Origin of the sequence: Massilia sp. TWP1-3-3, from assembly GCF_049897805.1 — a bacterium.
Classification (GTDB): Bacteria; Pseudomonadota; Gammaproteobacteria; order Burkholderiales; family Burkholderiaceae_D; genus Telluria_A.
This window is the reverse complement of record NZ_JAFCWX010000008.1, coordinates 116373-140873: the sequence shown is the minus strand read 5'-3', so window position 1 is coordinate 140873 and position 24501 is coordinate 116373. Positions and strand designations below refer to the sequence as shown.

Sequence of the window (24501 nt, the reverse complement as noted above, 5' to 3'; positions counted from 1 at the left end):
CGCGTTAATCGTCAAACTACACCGTAAAATTACATATACAGGCCTGCGAACAGCGCCTTGCACGAAGCGCTCAATTCGCCGCCAACCACCATCTGCCTGGCAGCCTCGATATCGGGCGCAAAGAAACGGTCGGCGTCATAGAACGGCACGCGGGCGCGCAGCTGCGAATGCACGTGTTCGAGCTGCGGCGAGGACTTGAGCGGCCGGTGAAAGTCGATCCCCTGGGCTGCGGCCAGCAGTTCGATGCCGACGATGACAGCCGTATTTTGCGCCATATCGTCCAGCCGGCGCGCCGCGAAGGTCGCCATGCTGACGTGGTCTTCCTGGTTGGCCGACGTGGGCAGGCTGTCGACGCTGGCCGGATGGGCCAGCGACTTGTTTTCGGACGCCAGCGCGGCGGCCGTGACGTGGGCGATCATGAAGCCCGAATTGATGCCCGGCTCGCGCACCAGGAACGGCGGCAGGCCGGACAAGGTAGCGTCGATCAAGAGCGCAATGCGGCGCTCGGCCAGGCCGCCGATTTCCGCGATCGCCAGCGCCAGCGTATCGGCCGCAAAGGCGACCGGCTCGGCGTGGAAGTTACCGCCCGAGATAATTTCGCCGCCCTCGGGCGAGCCGGCGTCGGGAAAAATGAGCGGGTTGTCGGTGACGGCATTCGCCTCGATCAGCAGCGTGCGCGAGACATTGACGATCAGGTCGATGATCGCGCCCATCACCTGCGGCTGGCAGCGCAGGCTGTAAGGATCTTGCACGCGCTCGTCGCCCACCAGGTGCGAGGCGCGGATCGCGCTGGCGGCCACCAGCTCGCGATAGATGGCGGCCGCGGCGATCTGGCCCGGCTGGCCGCGCACTGCGTGCACGCGCGCGTCAAACGGCGCGTCGCTGCCCTTGGCCGCGTCCAGCGATAGCGCGCCAGCCACCATCGCAGCTTCCAGCAGGCGCTCGGTCATGAACAAGCCATGCAGCGCCAGCGCGCTGGAGACCTGGGTGCCGTTGATCAGCGCCAGGCCCTCCTTGGCCGCCAGCACCACCGGCTTGATGCCGGCCGCCTGCAGCGCGTCGATCGCTTCGACCAGCTTGCCGTCGTGGCGCACCTGGCCCACGCCCAGCATCGCCAGCGTCATGTGCGCCAGCGGCGCCAGGTCGCCCGAAGCGCCGACCGAGCCCTTGGCGGGAATGGCCGGCACGATGCCCGCATTGTAGATGGCGATAAGGGTGTCGACGATCAGGGGGCGCACGCCCGAATAGCCGCGCGCCAGGCTGCCGATTTTCATCAGCATGATCAGGCGCACCACCGCGTCCGACAGCAGTTCGCCGGTGCCGACCGAATGCGACAAGATCAGGTTGCGCTGCAGTTCCTCGAGCTTTTCGTCGGGGATGCGCGTCTTGGCCAGGATGCCGAAACCGGTGTTGATGCCGTAGGCGGCGTCGCCCTTGGCCACGATGGCCTCGACCGCCGCCGCTGACGCCAGGATGGCCGGATAGGCGTTTGGCGTGAGCGTCAGCCTGGCCGGCGCGGCCCAGACGGCGCGCAGGTCGTCCATCGCCAGCGCGCCCGGCGTCAATGTCCAGCCTTGTTGGGTGTTTTTCATTGAGGGACCATAGGAAGATTGAGGTGGTTGCGCTTGGCGCAGGCAATTGCGGTTTCATAGCCGGCGTCGGCATGGCGCATGACGCCCGAGCCGCTGTCGTTGACCAGCACGCGCGCCAGGCGCCGGGCGGCGGCGTCGGTGCCGTCGGCCACGATCACCACGCCCGAATGCTGCGAGTACCCCATGCCCACGCCGCCGCCGTGGTGCAGCGAGACCCAGGTGGCGCCGCCGGCGGTGTTGAGCATGGCGTTGAGCAGCGGCCAGTCGGAAACGGCATCGGTCCCGTCGCGCATGCTCTCGGTTTCGCGATTCGGGCTGGCCACCGAGCCGGTATCGAGGTGGTCGCGCCCGATCACGATGGGCGCCTTCAGTTCACCCGTGCGCACCATCTCGTTAAAGGCCAGGCCCGCGATGTGGCGCTCGCCCAGCCCCAGCCAGCAGATGCGCGCCGGCAGGCCCTGGAAAGCGATGCGCGCGCGCGCCATGTCGAGCCAGTGGTGGACCTGCTTCTGGTCGGGGAACAGCTGCTTGATCTTGGCGTCGGTCTTGTAAATGTCTTCCGGGTCGCCCGACAGCGCCACCCAGCGAAACGGGCCGCGCCCTTCGCAGAACTGGGGACGGATGTAGGCCGGCACAAAGCCCGGGAAGGCAAAGGCATTTTCGACACCCTGGTCCTTGGCCACCTGGCGGATGTTGTTGCCATAGTCGACCGCCTTCACGCCCATTGCATGCAAGTCGAGGATTGCCTGCACATGCACCGCGCATGACTGGGCGGCGGCGGCAGTCAGGCGCGCGTGCTGGGACGGATCCTGTTGCGCGGCCTTCCACTGGTCCACGCTCCAGCCGAGCGGCAGGTAGCCGTTGATCAGGTCATGCGCGGAGGTCTGGTCGGTCACCATGTCGGGCACCAGGCCGCCGGCTTTGGCGCGCCGCACCAGCTCGGGCAGCACTTCGGCCGCATTGCCGAGCAGGGCGATCGAGACCGCTTCGCGCAGGCCCGTGTGGTGCTTGATGAGCGCGATGGCGTCGTCGATGTCCGTGGCCTGCTTGTCCACGTACTTGGTGCGCAGGCGAAAATCGATGCTGGACTGCTGGCACTCGATGGTGAGCGACACCGCGCCGGCAAAAGAGGCGGCCAGTGGCTGCGCGCCGCCCATCCCGCCCAGGCCCGCGGTGAGAATCCAGCGCCCGCCCCAGTCGCCGCCGAAATGCTGGCGGCCCGCTTCGGCGAAGGTTTCGTAGGTGCCCTGCACAATGCCCTGGGTGCCGATGTAAATCCAGCTGCCGGCCGTCATCTGGCCATACATGAACAAGCCCTTGCGATCGAGTTCATTGAAGTGCTCCCAGTTGGCCCACTTGGGCACCAGGTTCGAGTTTGCGATCAGCACGCGCGGCGCGTCCGGGTGGGTCTGGAACACGCCCACCGGTTTGCCGGACTGGATCAGCAAGGTCTGGTCGTCCTCCAGTTCGCGCAGGGACGCGAGGATCTGGTCGTAGCAAGCCCAATTCCGCGCGGCGCGCCCGATGCCGCCGTAGACCACCAGGTGCTTGGGGTTTTCCGCCACTTCCGCATCCAGGTTATTCTGGATCATGCGGTAGGCCGCCTCGGTCAGCCAGCTTTTGCAGGCCAGGTCGGTGCCACGCGGGGCGCGAATCTCGCGCGTGGCGTCAAAGCGGGGGTCAATGCCCATCTGGTTGATCTCAAGCGTCATGGCAGCTCCTGTGCGTGGTGCTCTCTGGCGCGGCGACACCGCACGCGCCTCGTGCAATGAACAAAGTTTAGGTTGTATAGACAACCCAGTCAACCGATTTAATTTAGTCGATCGGTTTGGCGCTGCCTGCGTACACCATGCGTCCCGCGACCCAGGTCTGGCGCACGGCCAGTTTGTACAGGTCGGCCGGCGGGATCGCAAACAGGTCGCGGTCGATGACGATAAAGTCGGCCCACTTGCCTTTTTCGAGCGAGCCGACCACGTTTTCCTGGTGCGCCGCGTAGGCCGCGTCGAGCGTGAAGCAGCGCAGCGCCTCGGTCAGCGTCATCGCCTGGTCCGGGTGCCAGCCGGCGGCGGGCTGGCCGGCGGCGTCCTGGCGCGTGACGGCCGCGTGGATGCCGAAGAACGGATTGGGCGACTCGACCGGAAAGTCGGAACCACAGGCGATGCGCGAGCCCTGCTTCAGAAAAGTGCGCCAGGCGTAGGCGCCCTTGATGCGCTGCGCGCCCACGCGTTGTTCGGCCATGTTCATGTCGGACGTGGCGTGGGTCGGCTGCATCGACGGGATGATCCCGATCGACTTGAAGCGCGCGATATCGGCCAGGTCCACCACCTGGGCATGCTCCATGCGGTGGCGCTGGGCGACGCTGGCGGTCTTTTTCACCAGCTGCTGGTAGGCGTCGAGCACCTGGCGGTTGCCGGCGTCGCCAATGGCGTGCACATTGACCTGGTAGCCGCGCTGCATCGCCTTGTCCATGGCTGCGGCGATGTCGGCGTTGGACCGGAACAGCAAGCCGTGCGACTTGGGTTCATCCGAATACGGCGCGATCAGGGCGGCGCCGCGGCTGCCCAGCGCGCCGTCCGCGTACAGCTTGACGGCGCGCAGCGCGTACAGGTCGCCCGCGTAGGACTTGAGCGGGCCGGCCTTGGAGAGCTGGTCGAAGTCTTCGCCCGTGTCGCCGATCATGCCGTACACGCGCGTGGTGAGCTTGCCGGCGTCGGCGTACTGGCGATACAGCGCATCGGCGGCCACGTTCAAGCCCGCATCGTGCACGCTGGTCAGGCCCATCGCCGCGATTTGCTGCAGCGAGCGATCGAGGATCGCGCGGGCCTGGGCATTGGTATGGCGCGGCAGGATTTTGGTGACCAGGTCCTGGGCCGCATCGACGAACAGGCCGGTGGCCTCGCCCTGCGCGTCGCGCACGATCTTGCCGCCGGCCGGGTCGGGCGTGTCGCGCGTGATGCCTGCCAGTTGCATGGCGCGCGTATTGGCCCAGGCTGCGTGGCCATCGACGCGCGAGAGCCACACGGGGCGGTCGGCAACGGCGCCATCGAGTTCGGCGGCGGTGGGAAAGCGGCCCAGTTTCCAGATCTCCTGGTTCCAGCCGCGCCCGACCAGCCAGGCGTGCTGCGGATTGACCGCCGCGTAGGTGGACGTGGCCGCGAGCGCGGCGGCCAGCGAAGCGCTGCCGGTCAAATCGAGCTGGGTCAGCTGCTCGCCCAGGCCAAAGACATGGCCGTGCGCGTCGATCAGTCCCGGCAGCACCGTCTGCCCATGCAGATCGATATGCTTGGCGCCCGGCGCCTTGGCCTTGGCCAGCGCGGACGAACCGACGGCCAGGATGCGTCCGTTCTGATCGAAGGCCATGGACGAGAAGCGCAAGAGCTTGCCCTTGCTGTCGAGCGTGTAGCCGTTGGCGTTATCAATGACGGTATTGGCGTGGGCCAGGGCCCCGACTGCCAGCAGAACCAGAACAGAAGAATGAATCAAGCGCATCAGCCACCCCCAAAAATGAACGAATTCAGAGTGTAGCGCGCAACCCCGGGGTCAGACCTCAATTTTGAAATAGTTTTTTAACTGGGGTCAGGCCTCCGATTTCTGGAAACTTCGCGCTCGATTGAGCGATGCTTGGTGGGCAGCTACAGGCCGCGCTAAGTTTGAAGGCAATTCCACGATTCCAGGAGGTACCATGAGCCGCTATCGCCGCCCCGTTTTTGCCAATGTCCCGCTCCACATCGTGCAGCGCGGGAACAATCGGAATCCCTGTTTTTTTTGCAAGGGCGATTACCAGGTTTTTCTTGGCATGATGGAAGACGCCCTTGCAGAGTTCGACTGTACCCTTCACGCATACGTGCTGATGCCAAATCACGTGCATCTGCTAGCGTCCCCCGTGGACACTACCGCGCCCGCTTCCCTCATGCAACGAGTAGGACAGCGGTACACGCAATACGTCAATCGCAGGTATCGCCGGTATGGCACCTTATGGCAGGGACGCTACCACTCCAGCCTGGTGGATAACGAAGGCTACTTCCTGACGTGCCAACGCTACATTGAGCTTAACCCCGTCAGAGCCGGCATTGTCGCCCATCCGGTGGACTACGATTGGTCGAGCTATCGCGTGCATGCGCACGGCGAACCGAGTGACATCGTGGTGCCCCACGATCTTTACCATGCGATCGACGCCGAAAAGCGCGCGAGAGAATCTTCCTACCGCGCGTTATTTGCGCAGGCGTTGCCAGAACCGCTGCTGGACCAGGTACGGCAAGCGACACAAAGCAACGGGATATATGGATCAGCGCAGTTTTCGGAACAGATCAGCGTCGCTTTGGGCCGGGATTTTTCCCGGCAGACTGCGGGTCGCAGGCCCTTCTGATTCCGCAAAAAACATTGCACAAATGTCGAGGTCTGACCCCAATTAAAAAACATTTCACGCGGCACAGTACCTTTGCCGCAGAGACAACAAAGCGCCAGATTTCTAGCCATAGGAGAAACAGTTGCACAAATTCGGAGGTCTGACCCCAATTAAAAAACATTTGCTTAATCGTGGTCTGACCCCGGTGGAGGGGTGCTTTCTCGCGCCAGCAGGGCGCGCTTGCGCTCGACGCCCCAGCGGTAGCCCGACAGCGCGCCGTCGTTGCGCACGACCCGGTGACAAGGGATCGCGACCGCCACCGGATTGGCCGCGCACGCGCCCGCCACCGCGCGCGCTCCCGACGGCAGGCCAATGCGCGCCGCCAGCTCGGCATAGCTGACCGTGGACCCGCTCGGCACTTGCCGCAACGCTTCCCATACGCGCTGCTGGAACACCGTGCCACGTACGTCCAGCGGCAAGTCAAAGCCGATTCCCGGCGCTTCGACAAAACCGACCACCGTCGCCACCGCCGCTTCAAAGCCGGCGTCCGCGCCCACCAGCTCGGCCGCCGGGAAGCGGTCCTGCAGCTCGCGCGCCAGCTGGCCGGCGTCGTCGCCCATCAGGATGGCGCAAATGCCGACCTCGGTCGCGGCCACCAAGATGGCGCCCAGCGTGCACTGCCCGATCGCAAAGCGGATCGTCGCGCCACTGCTCCCGGCACGGTAACGGGAAGGCAGCATGCCCAGCCTGTCGGGGGCGCCGGCATAAAAGCGCCCGCTCGAGCCAAAGCCAGCCGCGTAAATGGCGTCGGTGACGCTGGTCGCGCCGGCCAGCGCCTGCGCCAGGCGCGCGGCGCGCCCGGCCGCGGCGTACGCCTTGGGCGTGATGCCGGTGTGCGCCTTGAAGACCCGGTGGAAGTGAAAGCGGCTCATGCCGCAAGCTTGCGCCAGCGTGTCCAGGTCCAGCGCTGCCTCGCTGGCGTCGATCAGCCGGCACGCGCGCTCGACGGCGTCGCCATGACGCTCGGCCAGCGGCGGCAAGTCTGGCTTGCAGCGCAGGCAGGACCGAAAGCCGGCTGCCTCGGCGTCGGCCCGGCTGGCATGGAAGGTGACGTTGCGCTCAAGCGCCGGGCGCGCCGCGCACGAGGGCTTGCAGTACACGCCGGTGCTTTTGACGGCATACCAGAACAGGCCGTCGGCGCCGCCATCGCGCGCCTTCACGGCCGCCCAGCGCGCCGCGTCGCTGGCATAGGGTGCCGCCATGGTCTCAAGTTTCATGCTGCGCTCCGCTTTGTATTTACCTGGCGCTATCGTAGCGCGTACGGCCATCCGCAACACTCCCATTCTTGCTTTTGAATCGGGCCGCACGCGCGGTGCTAGAATCCATCCTCGGCCCGCCCTTCGGAGAGTAGTTTGGAACACCAGATTGCGCAAGACAGCACGCCCATTTTCCAGCGCATCAAGGACTATCTGATGAGCGAAATCGCCGCCGGCCGCTGGAAGGAGGGCGACGTGGTCCCGTCCGAACAGGCGCTGGTGCGCCAGTTCGGCGTCTCGCGCATGACGGTCAATCGCGCGGTGCGCGAACTGACGGCCGAACACGTGCTCACGCGCCGCCAGGGTTCGGGCACCTACGTGGCCCCGCAAAAGTACCAGGCCACGCTGGTCGAGATCCGCAGCATCGCCGACGAAATCCGCGCCCGCGGTCACCGCCACCACAGCAGCTTGCACCTGCTCGAACAGGCGCGCGCCACCGACCTGCTGGCGCTGCAGTTCGAGCTGGCGCCCGGCGTGCCGCTGTTCCATTCGGTGATCGTGCACTTCGAGAACGAGGCGCCGATCCAGGTCGAGGACCGCTGGGTCAATCCGGCCTGCGCACCCGATTACCTGACCCAGGACTTCGCCGCCGTCACGCCCAACGAACACCTGATGCAGGCCGCGCCGCTGCAAAGCGCCACCTACAGCATCGAAGCGCTGCACAGCCCGCGCGAAGTGGCCGAGATGCTGGCCATCGAGCCGCGCCAGTGCTGCCTGGTCCTCAAGCGCCGCACCCGCGCGCTGGGCCAGATCGCGTCGGTGGTGACGATGTGGCATCCAGGCCAGCTGTACCAGTTCACCGGCAGCGTCGGGCAATAATATTTCATGAAACGCCTTCGTGTGTAATATTATTTCACACGAAGACCTGAAAGATTATTTACGGCTATCTTTACAGCGCATTTAGAATGGGTCCATGCTCCCTTCCCGCCCCTGCTTGATCACTCTGCTGGATCACTCTGCTTGATCACTCTGCTTGATCACTTTTTAGCCGCCGCCGACACCATGCCCCTGCTCCGCCGCAGCCGCCACGCCCCTGCCCGCCTGCGCCTGAGCGCGCTGGTGGCGCTGGCGCTCATGGCCGGCGACGTTGTGGCGCTTGAAAAGGTCACGCTGCAGCTCAACGGCAAGCACCAGTTCCAGTATGCCGGGGTGTATGCGGCCCAGGAAAAAGGGTTTTACCGCGAGGCGGCGCTGGAAGTGCAGCTGCGCGAACTGGCCGCTCTTGACCCCGCCCAGCCGGTGCTGGCCGGGGAAGCGACCTACGGCATCGGCGACAGTACCTTGCTGCTTGCGCGCAGCCGCGGCGAGCCGGTGGTGGTGCTGGCCTCGATCTTCCAGCATTCTCCGGCGGTACTGATGGTGCGCACCGGCCCGGATGGCCAGGTTGCACTGCCCGACATCCGGCGCGTGATGCTGGCGCCGCGCAGCATCGAGCTGCTCGCGTACCTGAAAAAAAGCGGGGTACAGCTCGAGCGTCTGCAGCAGCTGACGCACAGCGCCAACCCGGACGACCTGGCCGCCGGCCGGGTCGACGCCATGTCGGCCTTCATCACCGATCCACCGGTGCTGACCGTCGCTGGCACCGCCGGCACCACCGGCACCACCGGCGCCGCCAGCTTCGACCTGCTCTCGCCGCGCACGGCCGGGATTGACTTTTACGGCGACGTGCTGTTTACCACCGAAGCCGAACTGCGCGAGCATCCGGCGCGCGCCGCGGCGATCCGCGCAGCCACCCTGCGCGGCTGGAGCTACGCGCTGACCCACCAGGCCGAGATCGTGGACCTGATCCGGGCGCGCTACCCGCAGCGCCTGGGACGCGAACACTTGCTGTACCAGGCCGGCCAGATGGCGGCGCTGATGGAGACCGACGTGATCGAAGCGGGCTACTCGAACCCGGAGCGCTGGCGCGCCATCGCCAGCATCTACGCCGCGCTCGGCCTGCTGCCGGCCGACTTTGCGCTGGACGGTTTTTTGTACAAGGCGCAGACACTGGACGTGCACATGCTGTACATCACGCTGTCGGCGGCGCTGTTCCTGCTGGTGGCGGCGGGCGCCGTGGCGTGGCGCTTCGCGCAGCTGACGGCATCGCTGCGCGCCGAGCGGCGCGCCTTGCGCGCGACCCAGGAGCAGCTCACCAGCGCCGAAAACCTGTGGGGCTTTGCGCTCGAAGGCTCGGGCGAAGGCATGTGGCAACTGACCCAGCCGGGCGGCGAATTGAGCCTGTCGCCGCGCTACAAGGAGCTGCTCGGCTACGGGCCGGACGAATTCGAGCTGCGCTTTAACGAGTGGCTGATGCACCTGCATCCGGACGACCTGGGCACGTTCCGCTCGGAGGCGAAAATTTTTACGCGCCGGGTGCCGGACGGCGACCGTACCAGCCTGTCGGTGGAGTTTCGGATCCGCTCCAAGGATGGCCAGTGGAAGTGGATGCTGGGGCGCGGCATCGTGGTGGCGCGCGACGCCGACGGCCTGCCGCTGCGCATGACCGGCACCATGGCCGACATCAGCGGTCGCAAGGAGGCCGACGAGGCGCGCGTGCGCGCCGTGCTCGAAGCCTCGCCCGAGGCGATGCTGGTGCTCACAGCCGAAGGGCGCATCCGCTACGCCAACGCGCTGTGCGCCAGCGGCTTTGGCTACACGCTCGACGAACTGACCGGGATGCAGGCCACGCGCTTGGCGCCCGGCATGCAAAATGCGGGCGCACCGAACCAGGTGCTGACGGCCTGGCGGCGCGACGGCAGCAGCTTTCCGGCCGAAGTGAACCTGACACCGATGCAGGCGCAGGGCCAGCCGGTGTGGATCGTGTCGCTGCGCGATATCAGCGAGCGCGAACGGGCCGAGGTGGCCTTGAAAGCGCTGGCGGCGCGCCTGCACGAGATCATCCAGATGATGCCGATCGGGCTATTCATCAAGGACCCGGAAGGACGCGTCACCCTGGTCAACAGCGCCTGCGAGAGCCAGTTCGCGCTCGCCGTCGAACAGCTCGCCGGCGACGCTTCGCACGACCGCCAGGCCTTCGAGGGCGGCGCCATGGTGGACTACGTCGAGTCTGCGTTCAACGCCGCCAGCGGGCGCATGCAGTTCATCCGCACCATCAAAAAGCCCGTCTTCAATGAGCAGGGCGAGCCCGAATACCTGATCGGCATGATGGTCGACATCAGCGACTCGATCCAGTCCGAGCGCCAGCTGCGCGAACTGAACGAACACCTCGAGGAACGCGTCGGCCAGCGCACCGTGCAGCTGGACCTGGCCAAGCAGGTGGCCGAGGAAGCCAGCCAGGCCAAGGGCCAGTTCCTGGCCAACATGAGCCATGAAATCCGCACCCCGATGAACGGCGTGATCGGCATGGCTTACCTGGCGCTCAAGACCGACCTCGATGCGCGCCAGCGCGACTACATCGAAAAGATCCGCTTCGCCGGCGAACACCTGCTGGGCATCATCGACGACATTCTCGATTTTTCCAAGATCGAGGCGGGCATGCTCGATATCGAGAACGTCGCCTTTACGCTCGCGCATGTGCTGGAAACCTTGACCACGGTGGTGGCGCCCAAGGCTGCCAGCAAGGACCTGGCGCTGCAGTTCGAGATCGATCCGGCGCTGCCGGCGGTGATGCAGGGCGACCCGCTGCGCCTGGGCCAGGTCTTGATCAACTACACCAACAATGCGATCAAGTTCAGCCACAGCGGCGCCATCATGGTGCGCATCATGATGATCGAGGAGCAGCTTGCCGACTGCCTGCTGCGCTTCGAGGTGCGCGACAACGGGATTGGCCTTTCGCCCGAAGAAGCGGGCAAGCTGTTCCAGTCGTTCCAGCAGGCCGACACCTCGACCACGCGCGAATACGGCGGCACCGGCCTGGGCCTGGCGATCTGCAAGCAGCTGGCGCACCTGATGGACGGCGACGTGGGCGTGGAGAGCGAACCTGGCGCGGGCAGCAATTTCTGGTTTACGGCGCGCGTGGGCAAGCTCTCCGCCGGCGCACTGGCCGAGCGCCACGGCCGTGGCGCGGGCGCAGCCGTCGGAGCGGTCCATCCCTCGCTGGACGGCGCGCGCATCCTGCTGGTTGAAGACAATACGTTCAACCAGCAAATTGCGCTCGAGATGCTGGAAGAAGCCGGCTGCACCGTGTGCCTGGCGCAGAACGGCCTCGAAGCGCTCGACCTGCTGGCTAAGGCCAGCTTCGACTGCGTGCTGATGGACGTGCAGATGCCGGTCATGGACGGCTTGCACGCCACGCGCTTGATCCGGCTCGACGCGCGCCTGCAGGGCTTGCGCGTGCTGGCCATGACGGCCACGGCCACCAGCGAAGACCGCGAGCGCTGCATGGCCGCCGGCATGGATGACTTTATCAGTAAGCCGATCCAGCCGGCGCTGCTGTGCCAGACGGTGGCGCGCTGGCTGCCCGCGCGCCACTGTCTGGCGCAGCAGGCTACAGCGGCGAGCGGGCCGGCGCAGACGGCCCCCGGCAGCGGCTTTCGCACGATTCTGGCGGGCGACCCGGACGTGATCGACCTGACGATCCTGGCCAAGCTGCTCAGCTACGACCAGGACAAAGTGCGCAAGTTCGCCTTCAAATTCTTGCACAGCACCCAGAGCGGCCTGGATGACATGGAAGCGTCGCTCAGGGATGGCAACGTCATGCGGGTGCGCGAACTGGGACACCGCATCAAGTCGGCCGCGCGCACGGTCGGGGCGCTGGGCATGGCCGAGATGTGCCAGCGCCTGGAAGATTTGCCGTTTGGCACGGCGCAGCTGGAACAGGCCGAGGCGGCCGCGATGGTGGCCGGGTTGTGGCCGCTGCTGGAAAAAATTACCGAGCACATCATGCAGAACACGACCTTCGCCAGCGACACCTAAGAGTGTTAGCTGACAGCCGTTTTTGTTGCAGTGCGCTGCGCAGGACGAACTTCCACGATAATATAAGTTCTTATCACCCCGATGACACCATGACCGACAACGCTGCCCCGTCCCGACTCCCCTCGCGCCCCGCCCAGAGCGTGCGCGTGCTGCTGCTCGACGACGACAACTTTACGTTGGAAATCATGGCCGACATGCTGGCCGCGCTAGGCGGGTTTGACGTGCGCTGCGAAACGCAGGCGCGGCGCGCGCTGGCCACGCTGGCCGGCGAACGCCCGGCCCTGTTGATCTGCGACTTGTCGATGCCGGACATGGATGGCATCGAATTCATGCATGCGGCGGCGGCGGCCGGTTTCCAGGGCAGCGTGATGCTACTCTCGGGCATGGATGGGGGCGTGCGGCGCGCGGCCGAAAGGTTGGCGCGCGCGCATGGGCTCAAGGTGCTGGGCGCCTGGCAAAAGCCGATCAGCGAAGCCGACCTGCGCAGCGCGCTGGCAACCATGGCAACGATGGCGTCCCATGCCGGGGGCCAGAACGAGAATTTGTACAATCCGGCGACACATCGGGCAAAATAGGTTATTATTTCGGCTAAATCCCCGCCTGACACCCTCTTGCCGCCCTTCCACATTGAATTTGCACACAGTGTCACCATCATAGTGTTGCAACTAAAAATACGGAAGCTGGCGATATGCAAAGCAGGGCCGGCTTGTCCCCAGGCGTTACACCCCTACCTCTGTTGAGGAATACATGAGCGAAAACATTAAACACATCAGCGATGCATCCTTCGAAGCGGACGTTCTCAAGTCCGAGCGTCCCGTGCTGGTCGATTTCTGGGCCGAATGGTGCGGTCCGTGCAAGGCCATCGGCCCCATGCTCGAAGAAGTCGCCAAGGAATACAACGGCAAGATTTTGGTCGCCAAGATGGACGTTGACGCCAACCAGGCCGTACCGGCCAAGTTCGGTATCCGCGGCATTCCAACTCTGATCCTGTTCAAGAATGGTGTCGTGGCTGCCCAAAAAGTTGGCGCCCTCGCCAAAGGCCAGCTGACGTCGTTCATCGACAGCAACATCTAAACAATCCATGTGACGGCAGCGCGCCCGCGTTGCCGTCTTTGATTAACCCACGCTGTTCCCTCCCCTACCTTTACTTCCCGTCACGGGACTCAACTCATGCATTTATCTGAACTGAAGGCTATGCACGTCTCTGCTCTACTGGAGATGGCAATTGGCCTCGATATCGACAACGCGGCCCGGCTGCGTAAACAAGAACTGATGTTCGCCATTCTCAAGAAGCGCGCGAAGTCAGGCGAACAGATTTTCGGCGACGGCGCCCTCGAGGTGTTGCCAGACGGCTTTGGCTTCCTGCGCTCGCCCGACGCCAGCTACATGGCGTCCACCGACGACATTTATATTTCACCTTCGCAAATTCGCCGTTTCAACCTGCACACGGGTGACTCGATCGAAGGCGAAGTGCGCACCCCGAAAGACGGCGAGCGCTATTTTGCGCTGGTCAAGGTTGACAAGGTCAACGGCGAATCTCCGGAAGCGAGCAAGCATCGCATTCTGTTCGAGAACCTGACCCCGCTGCACCCGAACGAGCCGCTGCGCCTCGAGCGCGAAATGAATGGCCAGGAAAACATCACCGGCCGCATCATCGACCTGATCGCCCCGATCGGCAAGGGCCAGCGCGGTTTGCTGGTGGCGTCCCCCAAGTCGGGCAAGTCGGTCATCCTGCAGCACATCGCCCATGCAATTACCGCCAACCATCCCGACTGCACGCTGATCGTCTTGCTGATCGACGAGCGTCCGGAAGAAGTGACGGAAATGCAGCGTTCGGTGCGCGGCGAAGTGGTGGCCTCCACCTTTGACGAGCCGGCCACGCGCCACGTGCAAGTGGCCGAGATGGTGCTGGAAAAAGCCAAGCGCCTCGTTGAAATGAAGAAAGACGTGATCATTTTGCTGGACTCGATCACCCGCCTGGCGCGCGCCTACAACACTGTCATTCCTGCTTCCGGCAAGGTGTTGACCGGTGGTGTGGATGCCAATGCGCTGCAGCGTCCGAAGCGTTTCTTTGGCGCGGCCCGCAATATCGAAGAAGGCGGTTCGCTGACCATTATCGCGACCGCGCTGATCGAGACCGGTTCGCGTATGGATGACGTGATTTACGAGGAATTCAAGGGTACCGGCAACATGGAAGTCCACCTCGAGCGCCGCTTGGCCGAGAAGCGGGTTTATCCGGCGATCAACCTGAACAAATCCGGTACGCGCCGCGAAGAGTTGCTGATCAAGGCAGACCAGTTGCAGAAGATCTGGATTTTGCGCAAGCTGCTGTACTCGATGGACGAGATCGAAGCGATGGAGTTCATCCTCGACAAGATGAAGGCGACGAAGAACAATAATGAGTTCTTCGACATGATGCGCCGCGGCGGTTAACGTCAAAGCATCAAAAAAAATGGACGGCTTGCCGTCCGTTTTTACGTGGTAAAGCAGTGTTGGCATGGGGTCGGACCCCGGTTTTCTTTTAGGGGTCGGCCCCCGGTGCGACGGCGACTGAACATGTTGACGCCAGCGCCGCCGTCGAACCGGGGTCGGACTCCACGCCAACATGCGCCGACAGCCATTGCCTGAAGTCCCAAAACCCCTGTATAATCGCCGGTTGCAGTATTTAAACCCTGGCAAGTGAGCGGCAACCGGGTCAAGAAGCGTCACCGACCGACGAAGTGCTGTTTGGCTACCTACCTAAAAAGGCAATACCATGCGTAAAGATATCCACCCAGATTACCGCGAAGTAGTGTTCCACGACCTGTCGTGCGACTTCAAATTCGTGACCCGCTCGACCATCCAGACCCGCGACAAGATTACCCACGACGGTAAAGAATACCCACTGGTCAAGATCGAGGTGTCGGCTGAATCGCATCCGTTCTACACGGGCAAGCACAAAATCGTCGACACGGCTGGCCGCGTCGAGAAGTTCCGCCAGAAATTCGGCGCAGTCGGTTCCAAGACCGCAGTTGCAAACGGCTAAGTTTTTGCCGCGCAAGATCGAAAAAGCAGCCACGGCTGCTTTTTTTTCGTTGATACTACGTCCACCCTTATTTCCCCAGTGCCCATGTTATCGATGAAGCCAGTCCGCCTCGCCGCCGCCGCCACCCTCGCCCTGCCCCGCTGGGCCTTGTTCGGCCTGGGCTTGCTGTACATCCTGCCCGGACTGATTGGCCGCGACCTGTGGAAAGATGACGCCGGCAGCTTCGGCATCATGTGGACCATGGCGCAAGGCAACCTGCACGACTGGTTCGCGCCCAACATCGCCGGCCTGCCGGTCGATAGCGAAGGACCGCTTGCGTTCTGGCTTGGCGCCTTGTGCATCAAGCTGTTCGGCTGGTTGCTGGGCGATATCATGGCTGCGCGCGTCTCGACCATGGGCATTTTTGTCGTGGGCGCCATGTCGGTCTGGTACACGGCGTTTCACCTGGGCCGCAGGCCCGAAGCGCAGCCGCTGCGCCTGGCCTTTGGCGGCCAGCCCGAACCGAACGACTACGGCCGCACCCTGGCCGACACGGCCGCACTGATCTATCTCGGCTGCCTGGGCCTCTTGCTGTTCAGCCACGAAACGCTGGCGGTCACGCTGCAGGGCACGCTGGTCGCCTATTTCCTGTACCGCGCCGTGCGCTACGTGGAGGCGCCATCGCTGCGCAATATCGCCCTGATCGGCTTGTCGCTGGGCTTGCTGACGCTGGCGCGCGGCTGGCAAACGCCGGTGACGCTGGCGCTGGCCTTGCTCCTGTGCAGCCGTTTCCTCGACATGCCGCTGCCGCGCACCCTCGCCCACCTCGGCCTGGCCGTGCTGACGGCGTTGCTGATCGCCCTGCTCTGGATTTTCCCTGCCGTCGTGCTGATCCCCGGCGACGCGGTCAACCCGGTCCAGGGCTGGATGCTGTGGAGCGCCAGCCAGGTCGGCTTTCCCACCTGGGCGTCGATCGCGACCTTCCTGCGCGTGGGCATCTGGTTTTTCTGGCCCGCATGGCCGTTTGCGGCCTGGGCCATTTACGCCTGGCGGCGCCAGGACAACTTGCTGCACATTGTCTTGCCGCTGACCTTCCTGGCCACGCTGACGGTTTTGATCGTGCTCGACCCGGTGCCCCAGAATGGCGACCTGCTCAAGCTGTTGCCGCCGCTGGCCATCATGGCCGCCTTCGGCATGCCGACCATGAAACGGGGCACCATCAACGCCATCGACTGGTTTTCGGTGATGGTGCTCACCATGCTGGCCGGCATGCTGTGGATGTTCTGGATTGCCCAGTTGAGCGGCATGCCGGCCTGGGCGGCGCGCAATGCGGCGAAATTGCTGCCCGGCTTTGTGCCGGAGTTTAGCGCCGTGCCCTTCATTGTTGCCGCCTGCGCGAGCGTGGGCTGGATCGCCTTGGTGCTGTGGCGCATTTCGCGTCAGCCGGCCGTGCTGTGGCGCGCCGTGGTGCTGTCGTCCGGTGGGCTGATCCTGCTGTGGGTGCTGTTGATGACGCTGTTCCTACCGGACCTTAACTACAGCAAGAGCTACGCCACCGTGGCCCGGCAATTGGCGGCTAACCTGCCGGCGGGCGACAAGTGCGTGGATGGCCACGTCGGCCTGCCGCAGCGCGCGTCGTTCGCCTACTATGGCGCTGTGCCGTTTGCCCCGGTCGGCGAGAAGCAGGGCTGTTCACTGTTGCTGGTGCAAGACAGCGTCAAGCTGCGCGACGACAAGGAACGCGCGCCCGTGCATGACCCGGCGCAGTGGCAGCAGATCTGGGAAGGCCGGCGCGCATCGGACCGCGACGAACGCTTCAAGCTGTACCAGCGCAAGTAGCTCGATGGATCTGGATGCGATCGCGGTGTTCGTCAAGGTGGTTGAGGCAGGCAATTTTGCGAGCGCGGCCCGGCTGTTGAACATGCCTAAAACCACGGTCAGCGCCAAAGTAGCGGCCCTGGAAAAGCGCCTGGGCACGATCCTGATCCAGCGCACCACGCGCAAACTTTACGTGACGCAAGCGGGCGAGCAGTATTACCGTCACTGCGCCACTGCTGTGCGCGAAATCGCGCTGGGCGAAGCGGCCCTGATGGCGACGCACAATACCCCGTCCGGGGTGTTGAAACTGACTGCGCCCGTCGATCTTGGCCACACCTTGTTGCCCAAGATCGTACACGCCTACCTGGAACGCTACCCTGGCACCAGGGTCGAACTGCTGCTGTCGAACCGCATGGCGGATCTTGTGGGAGAAGGCATTGACCTGGCGATTCGCGCCGGCCGGCTTGACGACTCGTCGCTGGTGGCCAGGCGGTTTTTACCGATCAGCGTCAACCTGTGGGCCGCGCCCGCCTACCTGGCCAGCGCGGGCACGCCCGCCCATCCACGCGAGTTGCACCGGCACCGCCTGAGTGCGCTGGCGGCCATGCAGGCTGCGCACTTGACCAGCGGCAAGGCGACCGTACAGGTCGCCATTGCAAGCCGCGTCATTACCGATGACTTCGAGGCCATCAAGGCGCTGGTGATCGCCGGCGAAGGCATAGGCTGGCTCCCGGATTTTCTGGTTGCCGACGCTGTCGCCGCCGGGACGCTGGTCCCCGTCCTGCCCAACTGGACCACGCAAGACGTGGCGGGCTTCAGCTTTGTGTACCCGGGCCAGAAATACGCGTCGCCGAAGGTGCAGGCGTTCATTGCCATGGCCTTGGCCATGACCGGGGCCGGCTAGCCGGATTGTACAAAATACTGCACAGTCATTCCTGATTATCCCCGCTAGTGCACTGCAAGTTTTGCTTCTATAGTTCGTTGATAGCCTATGCCAGGCAACCACAGGAGCCGAACAATGAGCACCAACGCCAACATCGCCAGCGCCGCCACCAGTACGACCACGCCCACCCCGGCCGCGGGCAGGATGCCCGTGTATTTCCTGTCCCACGGCGGAGGACCATGGCCGTACATTGACGGCGTGCGTGAGCAATACGCCACTACCGAGCGCGCATTCCGGGCCTTGCCGGCGCGCCTGCCGGCGAAACCGGCAGCGATACTGGTGATCACCGGGCACTGGGAAGCTGCCGAGTTTTCAGTCTCGACCGCCGCCAGGCCGCCCATGGAATACGATTACTCAGGCTTTCCCGCACATACCTATCAGATCGATTATCCGGCGCCAGGTTCCCCTGCACTGGCAGAACGGGTCGCCGCGCTGCTGGGCGAGGCCGGCGTAACGGCACTTGGCGACGCGCGGCGCGGTTTCGATCACGGCACGTTTGTACCGGTGGGACTGATGTATCCCGAGGCCGACGTACCGGTCGTAAAGCTCTCGCTCAAGTCCAGCTACGATCCGCTCGAACATATCCGGATCGGCCAAGCCTTGCAGCCATTGCGCGATGAGGGCGTGCTCATTATCGGCAGCGGCCTGACGTATCACAATATGCGCGGCTTTGGCCGCGATGAATCGACCCGGGTTGCGGTGGCGTTCGAACGCTATCTCAGCGACGCAATCCAACAGACAGAAGGCGCCGCCAGGAACCAGCTGCTGGTCGATTGGCAGCACGCCCCCGGCGCCCGCCTGGCACACCCGCAGGAAGATCACCTGTTGCCGCTGATGGTGGTCGCTGGCGCTGCGGGCAACGATGCAGGCAAGGTGCTGGTCGTCGAGAACGTGATGAAAGTGCCGATGGCATCGTACGAATTTGGCGGCGCCAGCTAATTTTTAGACAACCAGGGAATATTCATGACGATTAATCGCCCTCATTTGTACGCCACCGACGACAGCGGCAAGCTTGTTCTGCGCGCCGCACTTGCCATCCTCCTCCTGTTTCACGGCATATCGAAGCTGACAGGCGGCGTCGGGTTTGTCAGCACCATGCTGGCCCAGGCCGGTCTGCCAGGCTTTCTGGCCTACCTGGTCTACGTTGGCGAAATAGTGGCGCCGCTGATGATCCTGTTCGGCATCGCTACCAGGGCGGCGGCCGCCGTGGTAGCCGTCAACATGGTCGTCGCCGTCTTGCTGGTGCACATGGGCGACTTGTTCACACTGTCGGCAACCGGCGGCTGGGCGCTGGAACTGCAGGGCATGTACCTGCTCGCAGCCATCGCCGTTGCATTGCTGGGCGCCGGGCGTTTCAGCATCGGCGGCGCGGCGGGCCGCTTCAACTAGCGCGGGTAGGCAGCGCCGTCCTTGTGGAAATAGGCATCGGCCGTCGCGTCGTACACCATGTCGATGTCCGCATACACCACGCGCTCGTCCAAGCTGCGGAAACCGACTTCAAGGCATACCGCAGGCGCAGCGCTGCGGTTGACCAGATGATGGGCATTGGGCGTGTTGGCGGGAAACGCCGCACACTCGCCTGCGCACAACACTTGCTCGCCCTGATCGGTCACCAGCACCACCTCGCCGGAAATGACGTACACGAACTCATCTTCCTTGGCATGCCAGTGGCGCTGGCCAGACCAGCACCCCGGCGGCAATTGCACCCGGTTGACGCCGAACTGGGTCAGGCCGCCGGCGTCGCCAAGGCGCTGGCGCATGCGCTGGCCGATGGGTTCATGGAAGGGCGCCGGATAATCGGACCCCATGTTGGTGGCAATGGCGGCGAGGTCAAGTTTGGGCATTTACACTTTCATCGGCAGAATCACCATCTGCAAGCCTTCCAGGTGCAGGCGGCGCTGGACGGCGAGCGCCGCCTGGTTGTGCAGCACGCGGGTGAACCAGTTATCGGTTGAAAAAATCAGCTTGCTGGTAAAGAAAATCGAATTCGGATAATCGCGGTTGATTTCCTCGCACAGCTTGGTCACTTCGTCGACCGCATCGGTGCCAAAGCTGATGTACGAGGACGAGGCCATACCGTGACTGTGGCAAAAGTCGACGAAAAACTCCAGCGTGTCAGCGGCTTCCTCGCGCATTTTTTCAAGCGCGCCAATCCCGCCGTAGGCGTGCGAATCGACCGTGCGCGCATTGACGAACAGGAAGTTCTTGAAGTGCCCGGGGAACATGCGCTGCACCCACAGCAAGGCATGCAAGCCGCCCCCGCGCGAGGAACCGACGATGAACACGGCGGTCTGGCTTTCCTTGTCCGGTTCGACTGCTTCCTTGACCGGTCCAAATGGCTGGCTGGCAAACACTTCATCGACCGAATGAATGGCTTGCTTGGTTTCGCGGTAATGCTTGCGCACCAGAACGCACAGGCCGGCGATGGCGGCAATGATGGCCACCGTGGCCCAGCCGCCTTCAGTAAAGCGCTCGTACAGCAACACGGCCAGGATGCCCGAGCAAATCACGAACCCGGTCAACGACAGCAGCAGGCGACGCACCCAGCTATGCCCCTGGTTGCGGCTGCGCCACCAGTACAGGACCAGGCCCAGCAGCGAGATGGCGAAGGTCAGGAATACGGAAATCGAATACAGCACCACCAGCAGCGTGACCTTGCCTTCGGTCCAGAACAGGATGGCCAGCGCCGCGATGCCCATGACCAGGATGCCATTTTGGGTCACCAGCCTGGTCGACAGGTAGCGGAACTTGTGCGGCACCCACGAATCGCCGGCCATGTTCGAGAGCACGGCGGGCCCGCCCAAAAAGCCCGTATTGGCGGCGACAAACAGCAAACCGGCCTCGAAGGCAAGCACCAGCACCAGCAGGCCCTGGTTGAGCAGCGGGCCACCCAGGTGCATGCTGTCGATGATGAGCTTGAAGGTGGAGGCGTTCAGTGTTTGTCCGGGGACGTGCTTGGCATCCCACAACAGGTACAGCAGGATGATGCCCGAGGCCGTAAAGGCCAGCGACAGGGCCATGTACATCATCGTTACCTTGCCGGTGCGCACGCGCGGTTCGGCCAGCAGGTTCACATTATTGGACACCGCCTCCAGGCCCGTATAGGTGCCGCCGCCTTGCGAGTAGGCCAGCAGCAGCATGGCGGCAACGCCGGTCCAGCCAATATTGCCGGCCAGTTCGCTGGTGCTGGCGATGGTGGTGGGCACCAGTTGCGGCAGGAAAGCGACGTGCGCGACGATGCCGTACACGATCAGCACCAGGTGGCTGACCACGAAGCCCAGGAAAATGGGCAGCAGGATCTGGATGGCTTCCTTCAGGCCGCGCAAATTCATCACGATCAGCAAGGCAATGAAAAACGCTTCCGCCCATAGCTTGTAGGGCTGGAAACCCAGTGGCAGGAAGGAAGCGAGCGCGTCGACACCGGAGGCGATGGAAATGGCAATCGTCAGCACGTAGTCGAGCACCAGCGCGCAGCCGGAGATGAGGCCCATGTAGGGGCCGACCAGGCTGGTTGCCACGCGGTAGCCGCCGCCGCCCGTGGGAAACAGTTCGATGACCTGGTTGTAGGCCAGCGCGATGACGAACACGGTGACGGCGGTGGCAATGGCCAGGTACAGGCCCAGCTCGTTATGCCCGCCCAGTGCGCGAAAGGTTTCTTCGGGGCCGTAAGCGGAGGAGGACAGCCCGTCGGCGCCCAGCCCCACCCATGCAAGGAAGGCGACCAACGCCATCGAATGGCGTGTTTCACTCTTCATGGGATCAAGTGCTTTACCGAGTAAAATTTCCCGGATCTTTTTATTCTTCATCTTGCTGGCCGAAGGGGCGGCAGAGTAGCTCAGGTAGGCAGAATCATACGCCGATCCCCTTCTGCCTACCGCCCCCCGGGCCGCACGATCGCGAAACAGTTGCCGGAACCGGACAAATCAGCCATAATGCGGCTCGCGTTGCCGGGATGGCGGAATAGGTAGACGCACGGGACTCAAAATCCCGCGCTGGAAACAGCGTGCCGGTTCGATTCCGGCTCCCGGCACCAAAACGCAGTCAGAGACGTCCATTCAAGTTTATTGGTGTCTAAAATCATCCCCTCCCCACTTTCAAATTGCAGCTCACTGGATCAGTGCCATCCAGAAAGCGAGTTTGTAATCAGCTTTTTGCATGTAGTACGTCAGCCAAGCACCAACTTACAGCACCAATTTTCGGTCTCATGATATGAAGACACGAGATGGTGCGGACGTCGCGCTGGAGTACTTTGAACTGCCACTGGGTAGGTTACAGGCTCAGATCAACGGCCAGATCTATCTCGACCGTTCCGCTGACTTCCCCGCCAGACTTGTGCAGCCCGGACGGCCATCCTACCGGCGCCATGCACGGCGTGGCCAACATGCTACGCAGAAGGGTTGTACTATCTTCGTGGTGTCCCATACAAGGAACAGAAAGACAGCCTGATCAGCGACATCAGCAAACGGATTCCCGGCCCTGATCTGAAGAAAATCATTCTTAAACTTGAATCGGATTTGAAAAGTATGAAATGATCAAGCGGTCCGGTATTATTTTGATCGGCTTAGTGTTGGCACTGGGGCAAGGGTTACTGGCAACGCCTCCTGTTTTCGCGAGCGTTCCTAATCCTGGGCCATTATACCTCTCGAAACCAACCTCCGGAATGTCTACTACCTCCCCGGAGCGGGCCTTGGTCCGTTGGGGACCAAAAGGGTTTTAGGGTGTGCAGCGCCAAAACCATAGACGACAAATCCGGCTTCGCGGATGCGCGTGGTCACGCGGGTGAAGTTGCTGTCGGATGGGCAGCATTGTTGTCACCGTCTTACTCGTTTTGCCGGTGGCGCAGCAACGCAGCGGACATTGCCGATTTGGCGCCGGAATGGCGGATAGAGGAAGTGGGAAGTCACCTTCCCATTTGACATTGTGACTGCTTCGCAGCCGCCCAAGCGGACGCCATCGACCACCTGCCTGCCTCCGGAACTGAAAGCAAATACATGCCCATCGGCCGAAAAAAAATCGGCGACCAGCAAGCCGCGGATTCGTCCGGGCTTGTCGAGGTAAATCCTATCCACCGCGTAGTCCGGCTCTGTAAAAACCACCTCGATGACCTCAGTTCCTTCGAACGACACGGTACCTTCCTGCCCGGGACGACGCGCGGCGACATACGTACCGGGACGAGTCTCATCTGCCTCGCTGTAAAGCAACGTGGCCTGTCCATTCAATTGAACCGGACCAATGTTGACCGGGCTGGGGAAATCGTATTCGTTGTTTGCCCTCAGCCATATCGTGCCCGGCGGCAGGTTCACGCCGTCGAACCTGCTGGCCCCCAGCAGACGGGCCGACCGGATGGCACGGTCAGCATTCGATGTCACGCTCGAGCCAGCGTCAATGAACAGCCGTCCGACTTGGACGGCTTGGGAAAGCGTCTCGGAGCAATAACCCTGCGCTAGCCAATGACCATGCCCCCCCTATTGCGTCGCCAGCACGCTCGCAGACTGGGGGGAATCGGGAATCGAAGGCGTATGCGTTTAGCGGCCCCAGCAGGACCGCGAACACCATCATCTCTTTAAAATCGGTATACAAGTCACGTTGAACTCTGTTATCGAAGGTGCGCAACGGCTCATGCCATCCATTCCGCACCGTTGTAGCCGCCCTGGCATCGTGGCTCCGCTTCAGGACCGAGCATACATTTGGCTGGGCCCCTGGTCCGGTCAAGAAAGGCGATCCCAGGAGTACCGCATTGTGCGCCTAACGCGCAGTCGTTCGTGAGCTACGCCCCACCTGCTTAAATAGATATGTGACAAAAAATCATCCACGCACGGGTTGATGAGCGACAGCTCTTGGCCAGTCTCTGCCGATTGTACTCGACCGTTTGGTTGAACTCTGAAGCTCGGCGGCTGCCGCCCCAGAGCAGAAATTTCTGTAACGTCACGTCCGCAGCGGTTAGCAAGGCAGGTGAATGAGAGATTTTTAATGCATTCCCTGGGGCATCTCATTTTTCGATCGTCTTGACGTAACAACTGTGATCTTTTACCACGATGTAGATCAATTCGTACGCCGCTAACCGACGCACTAGGGCGACCGCTTCGCCGGCATCAAATGAGCCTTCCGCAGCGCCATCATATTCCGATGGTCCCAGATCGTTGGTGGCTATTTTCTCCAGCGACGAGAGCACGCTCGCACAATTTGGGGCGATCTGGTGGTCTTCGGCCATGCGAACCGCTGTTGTGGCATTTTTTTCGACAACCGCCTCACCGTCAACTTTGCACGACAAAAGCGCATTCATGCAGCCGCTCGTTCCACACTCCCCACGTTTAAACGAAGCCTGGGAAGTAATCCTCATCGAGCAGCGATCCACCGCCCTAAAGGCCATTCTGCGCACCTCGGTCGGAGGCTTGGGGTTAACGCCGGGCGCGCCCACTACAAATAACGGTAAGCAGGCGACAATGATTGCGAGCGAAATCTTACACAAGGCGTTGCTCCCCCTACGGAAGTTGAGTTTTGGCCCAGCATCTGACGATGCCGGGCTCGCCTCAAGTCAGCCGAAATCACAGCAGCCACTTGTGGCGATGAGTTTGCGGTCGAACTTTGTGTTCGAATGTCCGAACTTGGCCGCTAGCGGATGACCC

General features: G+C 63.0%; 19 protein-coding genes and 1 tRNA gene. 12 read left to right on the top strand and 8 right to left on the bottom strand.

The genetic code is table 11. From position 1 onward, the window contains the following. Positions 1-29: 29 nt before the first annotated feature. The 3 genes from hutH to ACP7D4_RS10175 form a co-directional block, all read right to left on the bottom strand. Positions 30-1592, bottom strand: coding sequence for a histidine ammonia-lyase (gene hutH, locus ACP7D4_RS10185; protein ID WP_426104123.1), 1563 nt, complete (start codon positions 1590-1592; stop codon positions 30-32). After that, positions 1589-3304: a urocanate hydratase gene (gene hutU, locus ACP7D4_RS10180; protein WP_426104122.1), complete on the bottom strand. Its 1716-nt coding sequence runs from the start codon at positions 3302-3304 to the stop codon at positions 1589-1591. Before hutU ends, hutH begins: the two co-directional genes overlap by 4 nt. Before the next feature lie 103 nt (positions 3305-3407). Then, positions 3408-5081 carry an amidohydrolase gene (locus tag ACP7D4_RS10175; protein WP_426104121.1) on the bottom strand — a complete coding sequence of 558 codons (1674 nt, stop codon included), beginning with the start codon at positions 5079-5081 and terminating at the stop codon, positions 3408-3410. 193 nt (positions 5082-5274) lie between these two features. Between ACP7D4_RS10175 and ACP7D4_RS10170 the strand changes: the two genes are divergently transcribed. After that, the gene (locus tag ACP7D4_RS10170; RefSeq protein WP_426208945.1) at positions 5275-5958 is read left to right on the top strand and encodes a transposase; all 684 of its coding nucleotides are present in this window, start codon (positions 5275-5277) and stop codon (positions 5956-5958) included. Between the two features lie 164 nt (positions 5959-6122). Here ACP7D4_RS10170 and ada read toward each other — a convergent pair whose 3' ends face one another. Beyond that, entirely contained in the window at positions 6123-7214 is a 1092-nt protein-coding gene (gene ada, locus ACP7D4_RS10165) for a bifunctional DNA-binding transcriptional regulator/O6-methylguanine-DNA methyltransferase Ada (RefSeq protein WP_426208943.1), read from the bottom strand. Between the two features lie 135 nt (positions 7215-7349). On the opposite strand from ada, the gene hutC reads away from it, so the two are divergent. The 10 genes from hutC (at position 7350) to ACP7D4_RS10115 (ending at position 19264) form a co-directional block, all read left to right on the top strand. Next, positions 7350-8072: a histidine utilization repressor gene (hutC, locus tag ACP7D4_RS10160; protein WP_426104118.1), complete on the top strand. Its 723-nt coding sequence runs from the start codon at positions 7350-7352 to the stop codon at positions 8070-8072. 183 nt (positions 8073-8255) lie between these two features. Further along, on the top strand, positions 8256-12110 hold the full coding sequence (locus tag ACP7D4_RS10155; RefSeq protein WP_426208942.1) for a PAS domain S-box protein: 3855 nt from the start codon (positions 8256-8258) through the stop codon (positions 12108-12110). An 89-nt stretch (positions 12111-12199) separates the two neighbouring features. Further along, positions 12200-12685, top strand: coding sequence for a response regulator (locus tag ACP7D4_RS10150; protein ID WP_426208940.1), 486 nt, complete (start codon positions 12200-12202; stop codon positions 12683-12685). A 172-nt stretch (positions 12686-12857) separates the two neighbouring features. Beyond that, complete coding sequence (gene trxA / locus ACP7D4_RS10145) at positions 12858-13184, top strand: thioredoxin TrxA (protein ID WP_426107962.1); 327 nt, start codon at positions 12858-12860, stop codon at positions 13182-13184. Between the two features lie 96 nt (positions 13185-13280). Beyond that, positions 13281-14543: a transcription termination factor Rho gene (rho, locus tag ACP7D4_RS10140; RefSeq protein ID WP_054268339.1), complete on the top strand. Its 1263-nt coding sequence runs from the start codon at positions 13281-13283 to the stop codon at positions 14541-14543. A gap of 322 nt (positions 14544-14865) precedes the next feature. Next, on the top strand, positions 14866-15135 hold the full coding sequence (locus tag ACP7D4_RS10135) for a type B 50S ribosomal protein L31 (protein WP_426208938.1): 270 nt from the start codon (positions 14866-14868) through the stop codon (positions 15133-15135). Between the two features lie 93 nt (positions 15136-15228). Beyond that, positions 15229-16953 (top strand): ArnT family glycosyltransferase, encoded by a 1725-nt coding sequence (locus ACP7D4_RS10130; protein ID WP_426208937.1) that lies wholly within the window; start codon positions 15229-15231, stop codon positions 16951-16953. Between the two features lie 4 nt (positions 16954-16957). Beyond that, complete coding sequence (locus tag ACP7D4_RS10125; RefSeq protein WP_426208936.1) at positions 16958-17836, top strand: LysR family transcriptional regulator; 879 nt, start codon at positions 16958-16960, stop codon at positions 17834-17836. 114 nt (positions 17837-17950) lie between these two features. Further along, on the top strand, positions 17951-18814 hold the full coding sequence (locus ACP7D4_RS10120; RefSeq protein WP_426208935.1) for a DODA-type extradiol aromatic ring-opening family dioxygenase: 864 nt from the start codon (positions 17951-17953) through the stop codon (positions 18812-18814). Between the two features lie 24 nt (positions 18815-18838). Further along, the gene (locus tag ACP7D4_RS10115) at positions 18839-19264 is read left to right on the top strand and encodes a DoxX family protein (protein ID WP_426108011.1); all 426 of its coding nucleotides are present in this window, start codon (positions 18839-18841) and stop codon (positions 19262-19264) included. On the opposite strand, the gene ACP7D4_RS10110 is transcribed toward ACP7D4_RS10115, so the two are convergent. Further along, the gene (locus ACP7D4_RS10110) at positions 19261-19719 is read right to left on the bottom strand and encodes a cupin domain-containing protein (protein WP_426208934.1); all 459 of its coding nucleotides are present in this window, start codon (positions 19717-19719) and stop codon (positions 19261-19263) included. The genes ACP7D4_RS10115 and ACP7D4_RS10110 overlap by 4 nt on opposite strands. Beyond that, positions 19720-21681 (bottom strand): APC family permease, encoded by a 1962-nt coding sequence (locus ACP7D4_RS10105; RefSeq protein ID WP_426208933.1) that lies wholly within the window; start codon positions 21679-21681, stop codon positions 19720-19722. Between the two features lie 140 nt (positions 21682-21821). Here ACP7D4_RS10105 and ACP7D4_RS10100 point away from each other — a divergent pair. Continuing rightward, positions 21822-21908 (top strand) — tRNA-Leu (locus tag ACP7D4_RS10100). 778 nt (positions 21909-22686) lie between these two features. Here the strand turns inward: ACP7D4_RS10100 and ACP7D4_RS10095 are convergent. Together ACP7D4_RS10095 and ACP7D4_RS10090 are read right to left on the bottom strand one after the other, a co-directional pair. After that, entirely contained in the window at positions 22687-23244 is a 558-nt protein-coding gene (locus tag ACP7D4_RS10095; RefSeq protein WP_426208932.1) for a hypothetical protein, read from the bottom strand. 620 nt (positions 23245-23864) lie between these two features. Then, positions 23865-24158 (bottom strand): hypothetical protein, encoded by a 294-nt coding sequence (locus tag ACP7D4_RS10090; RefSeq protein WP_426208931.1) that lies wholly within the window; start codon positions 24156-24158, stop codon positions 23865-23867. Positions 24159-24501: the final 343 nt, after the last annotated feature.

Excerpts from the sequence above, each read along its gene's own strand:
- ACP7D4_RS10125 (WP_426208936.1), top strand. The coding sequence starts at position 16,958 with ATGGATCTGGATGCGATCGCGGTGTTCGTCAAGGTGGTTGAGGCAGGC.
- hutU (WP_426104122.1), bottom strand. The coding sequence starts at position 3,304 with ATGACGCTTGAGATCAACCAGATGGGCATTGACCCCCGCTTTGACGCC.
- ACP7D4_RS10150 (WP_426208940.1), top strand. The coding sequence starts at position 12,200 with ATGACCGACAACGCTGCCCCGTCCCGACTCCCCTCGCGCCCCGCCCAG.
- ACP7D4_RS10175 (WP_426104121.1), bottom strand. The coding sequence starts at position 5,081 with ATGCGCTTGATTCATTCTTCTGTTCTGGTTCTGCTGGCAGTCGGGGCC.
- ACP7D4_RS10155 (WP_426208942.1), top strand. The coding sequence starts at position 8,256 with ATGCCCCTGCTCCGCCGCAGCCGCCACGCCCCTGCCCGCCTGCGCCTG.
- ACP7D4_RS10135 (WP_426208938.1), top strand. The coding sequence starts at position 14,866 with ATGCGTAAAGATATCCACCCAGATTACCGCGAAGTAGTGTTCCACGAC.
- ACP7D4_RS10090 (WP_426208931.1), bottom strand. The coding sequence starts at position 24,158 with ATGAATGCGCTTTTGTCGTGCAAAGTTGACGGTGAGGCGGTTGTCGAA.
- ACP7D4_RS10110 (WP_426208934.1), bottom strand. The coding sequence starts at position 19,719 with ATGCCCAAACTTGACCTCGCCGCCATTGCCACCAACATGGGGTCCGAT.
- ACP7D4_RS10120 (WP_426208935.1), top strand. The coding sequence starts at position 17,951 with ATGAGCACCAACGCCAACATCGCCAGCGCCGCCACCAGTACGACCACG.
- ACP7D4_RS10115 (WP_426108011.1), top strand. The coding sequence starts at position 18,839 with ATGACGATTAATCGCCCTCATTTGTACGCCACCGACGACAGCGGCAAG.
- trxA (WP_426107962.1), top strand. The coding sequence starts at position 12,858 with ATGAGCGAAAACATTAAACACATCAGCGATGCATCCTTCGAAGCGGAC.
- ada (WP_426208943.1), bottom strand. The coding sequence starts at position 7,214 with ATGAAACTTGAGACCATGGCGGCACCCTATGCCAGCGACGCGGCGCGC.
- hutH (WP_426104123.1), bottom strand. The coding sequence starts at position 1,592 with ATGAAAAACACCCAACAAGGCTGGACATTGACGCCGGGCGCGCTGGCG.
- rho (WP_054268339.1), top strand. The coding sequence starts at position 13,281 with ATGCATTTATCTGAACTGAAGGCTATGCACGTCTCTGCTCTACTGGAG.
- ACP7D4_RS10170 (WP_426208945.1), top strand. The coding sequence starts at position 5,275 with ATGAGCCGCTATCGCCGCCCCGTTTTTGCCAATGTCCCGCTCCACATC.
- ACP7D4_RS10105 (WP_426208933.1), bottom strand. The coding sequence starts at position 21,681 with ATGAAGAATAAAAAGATCCGGGAAATTTTACTCGGTAAAGCACTTGAT.
- ACP7D4_RS10130 (WP_426208937.1), top strand. The coding sequence starts at position 15,229 with ATGAAGCCAGTCCGCCTCGCCGCCGCCGCCACCCTCGCCCTGCCCCGC.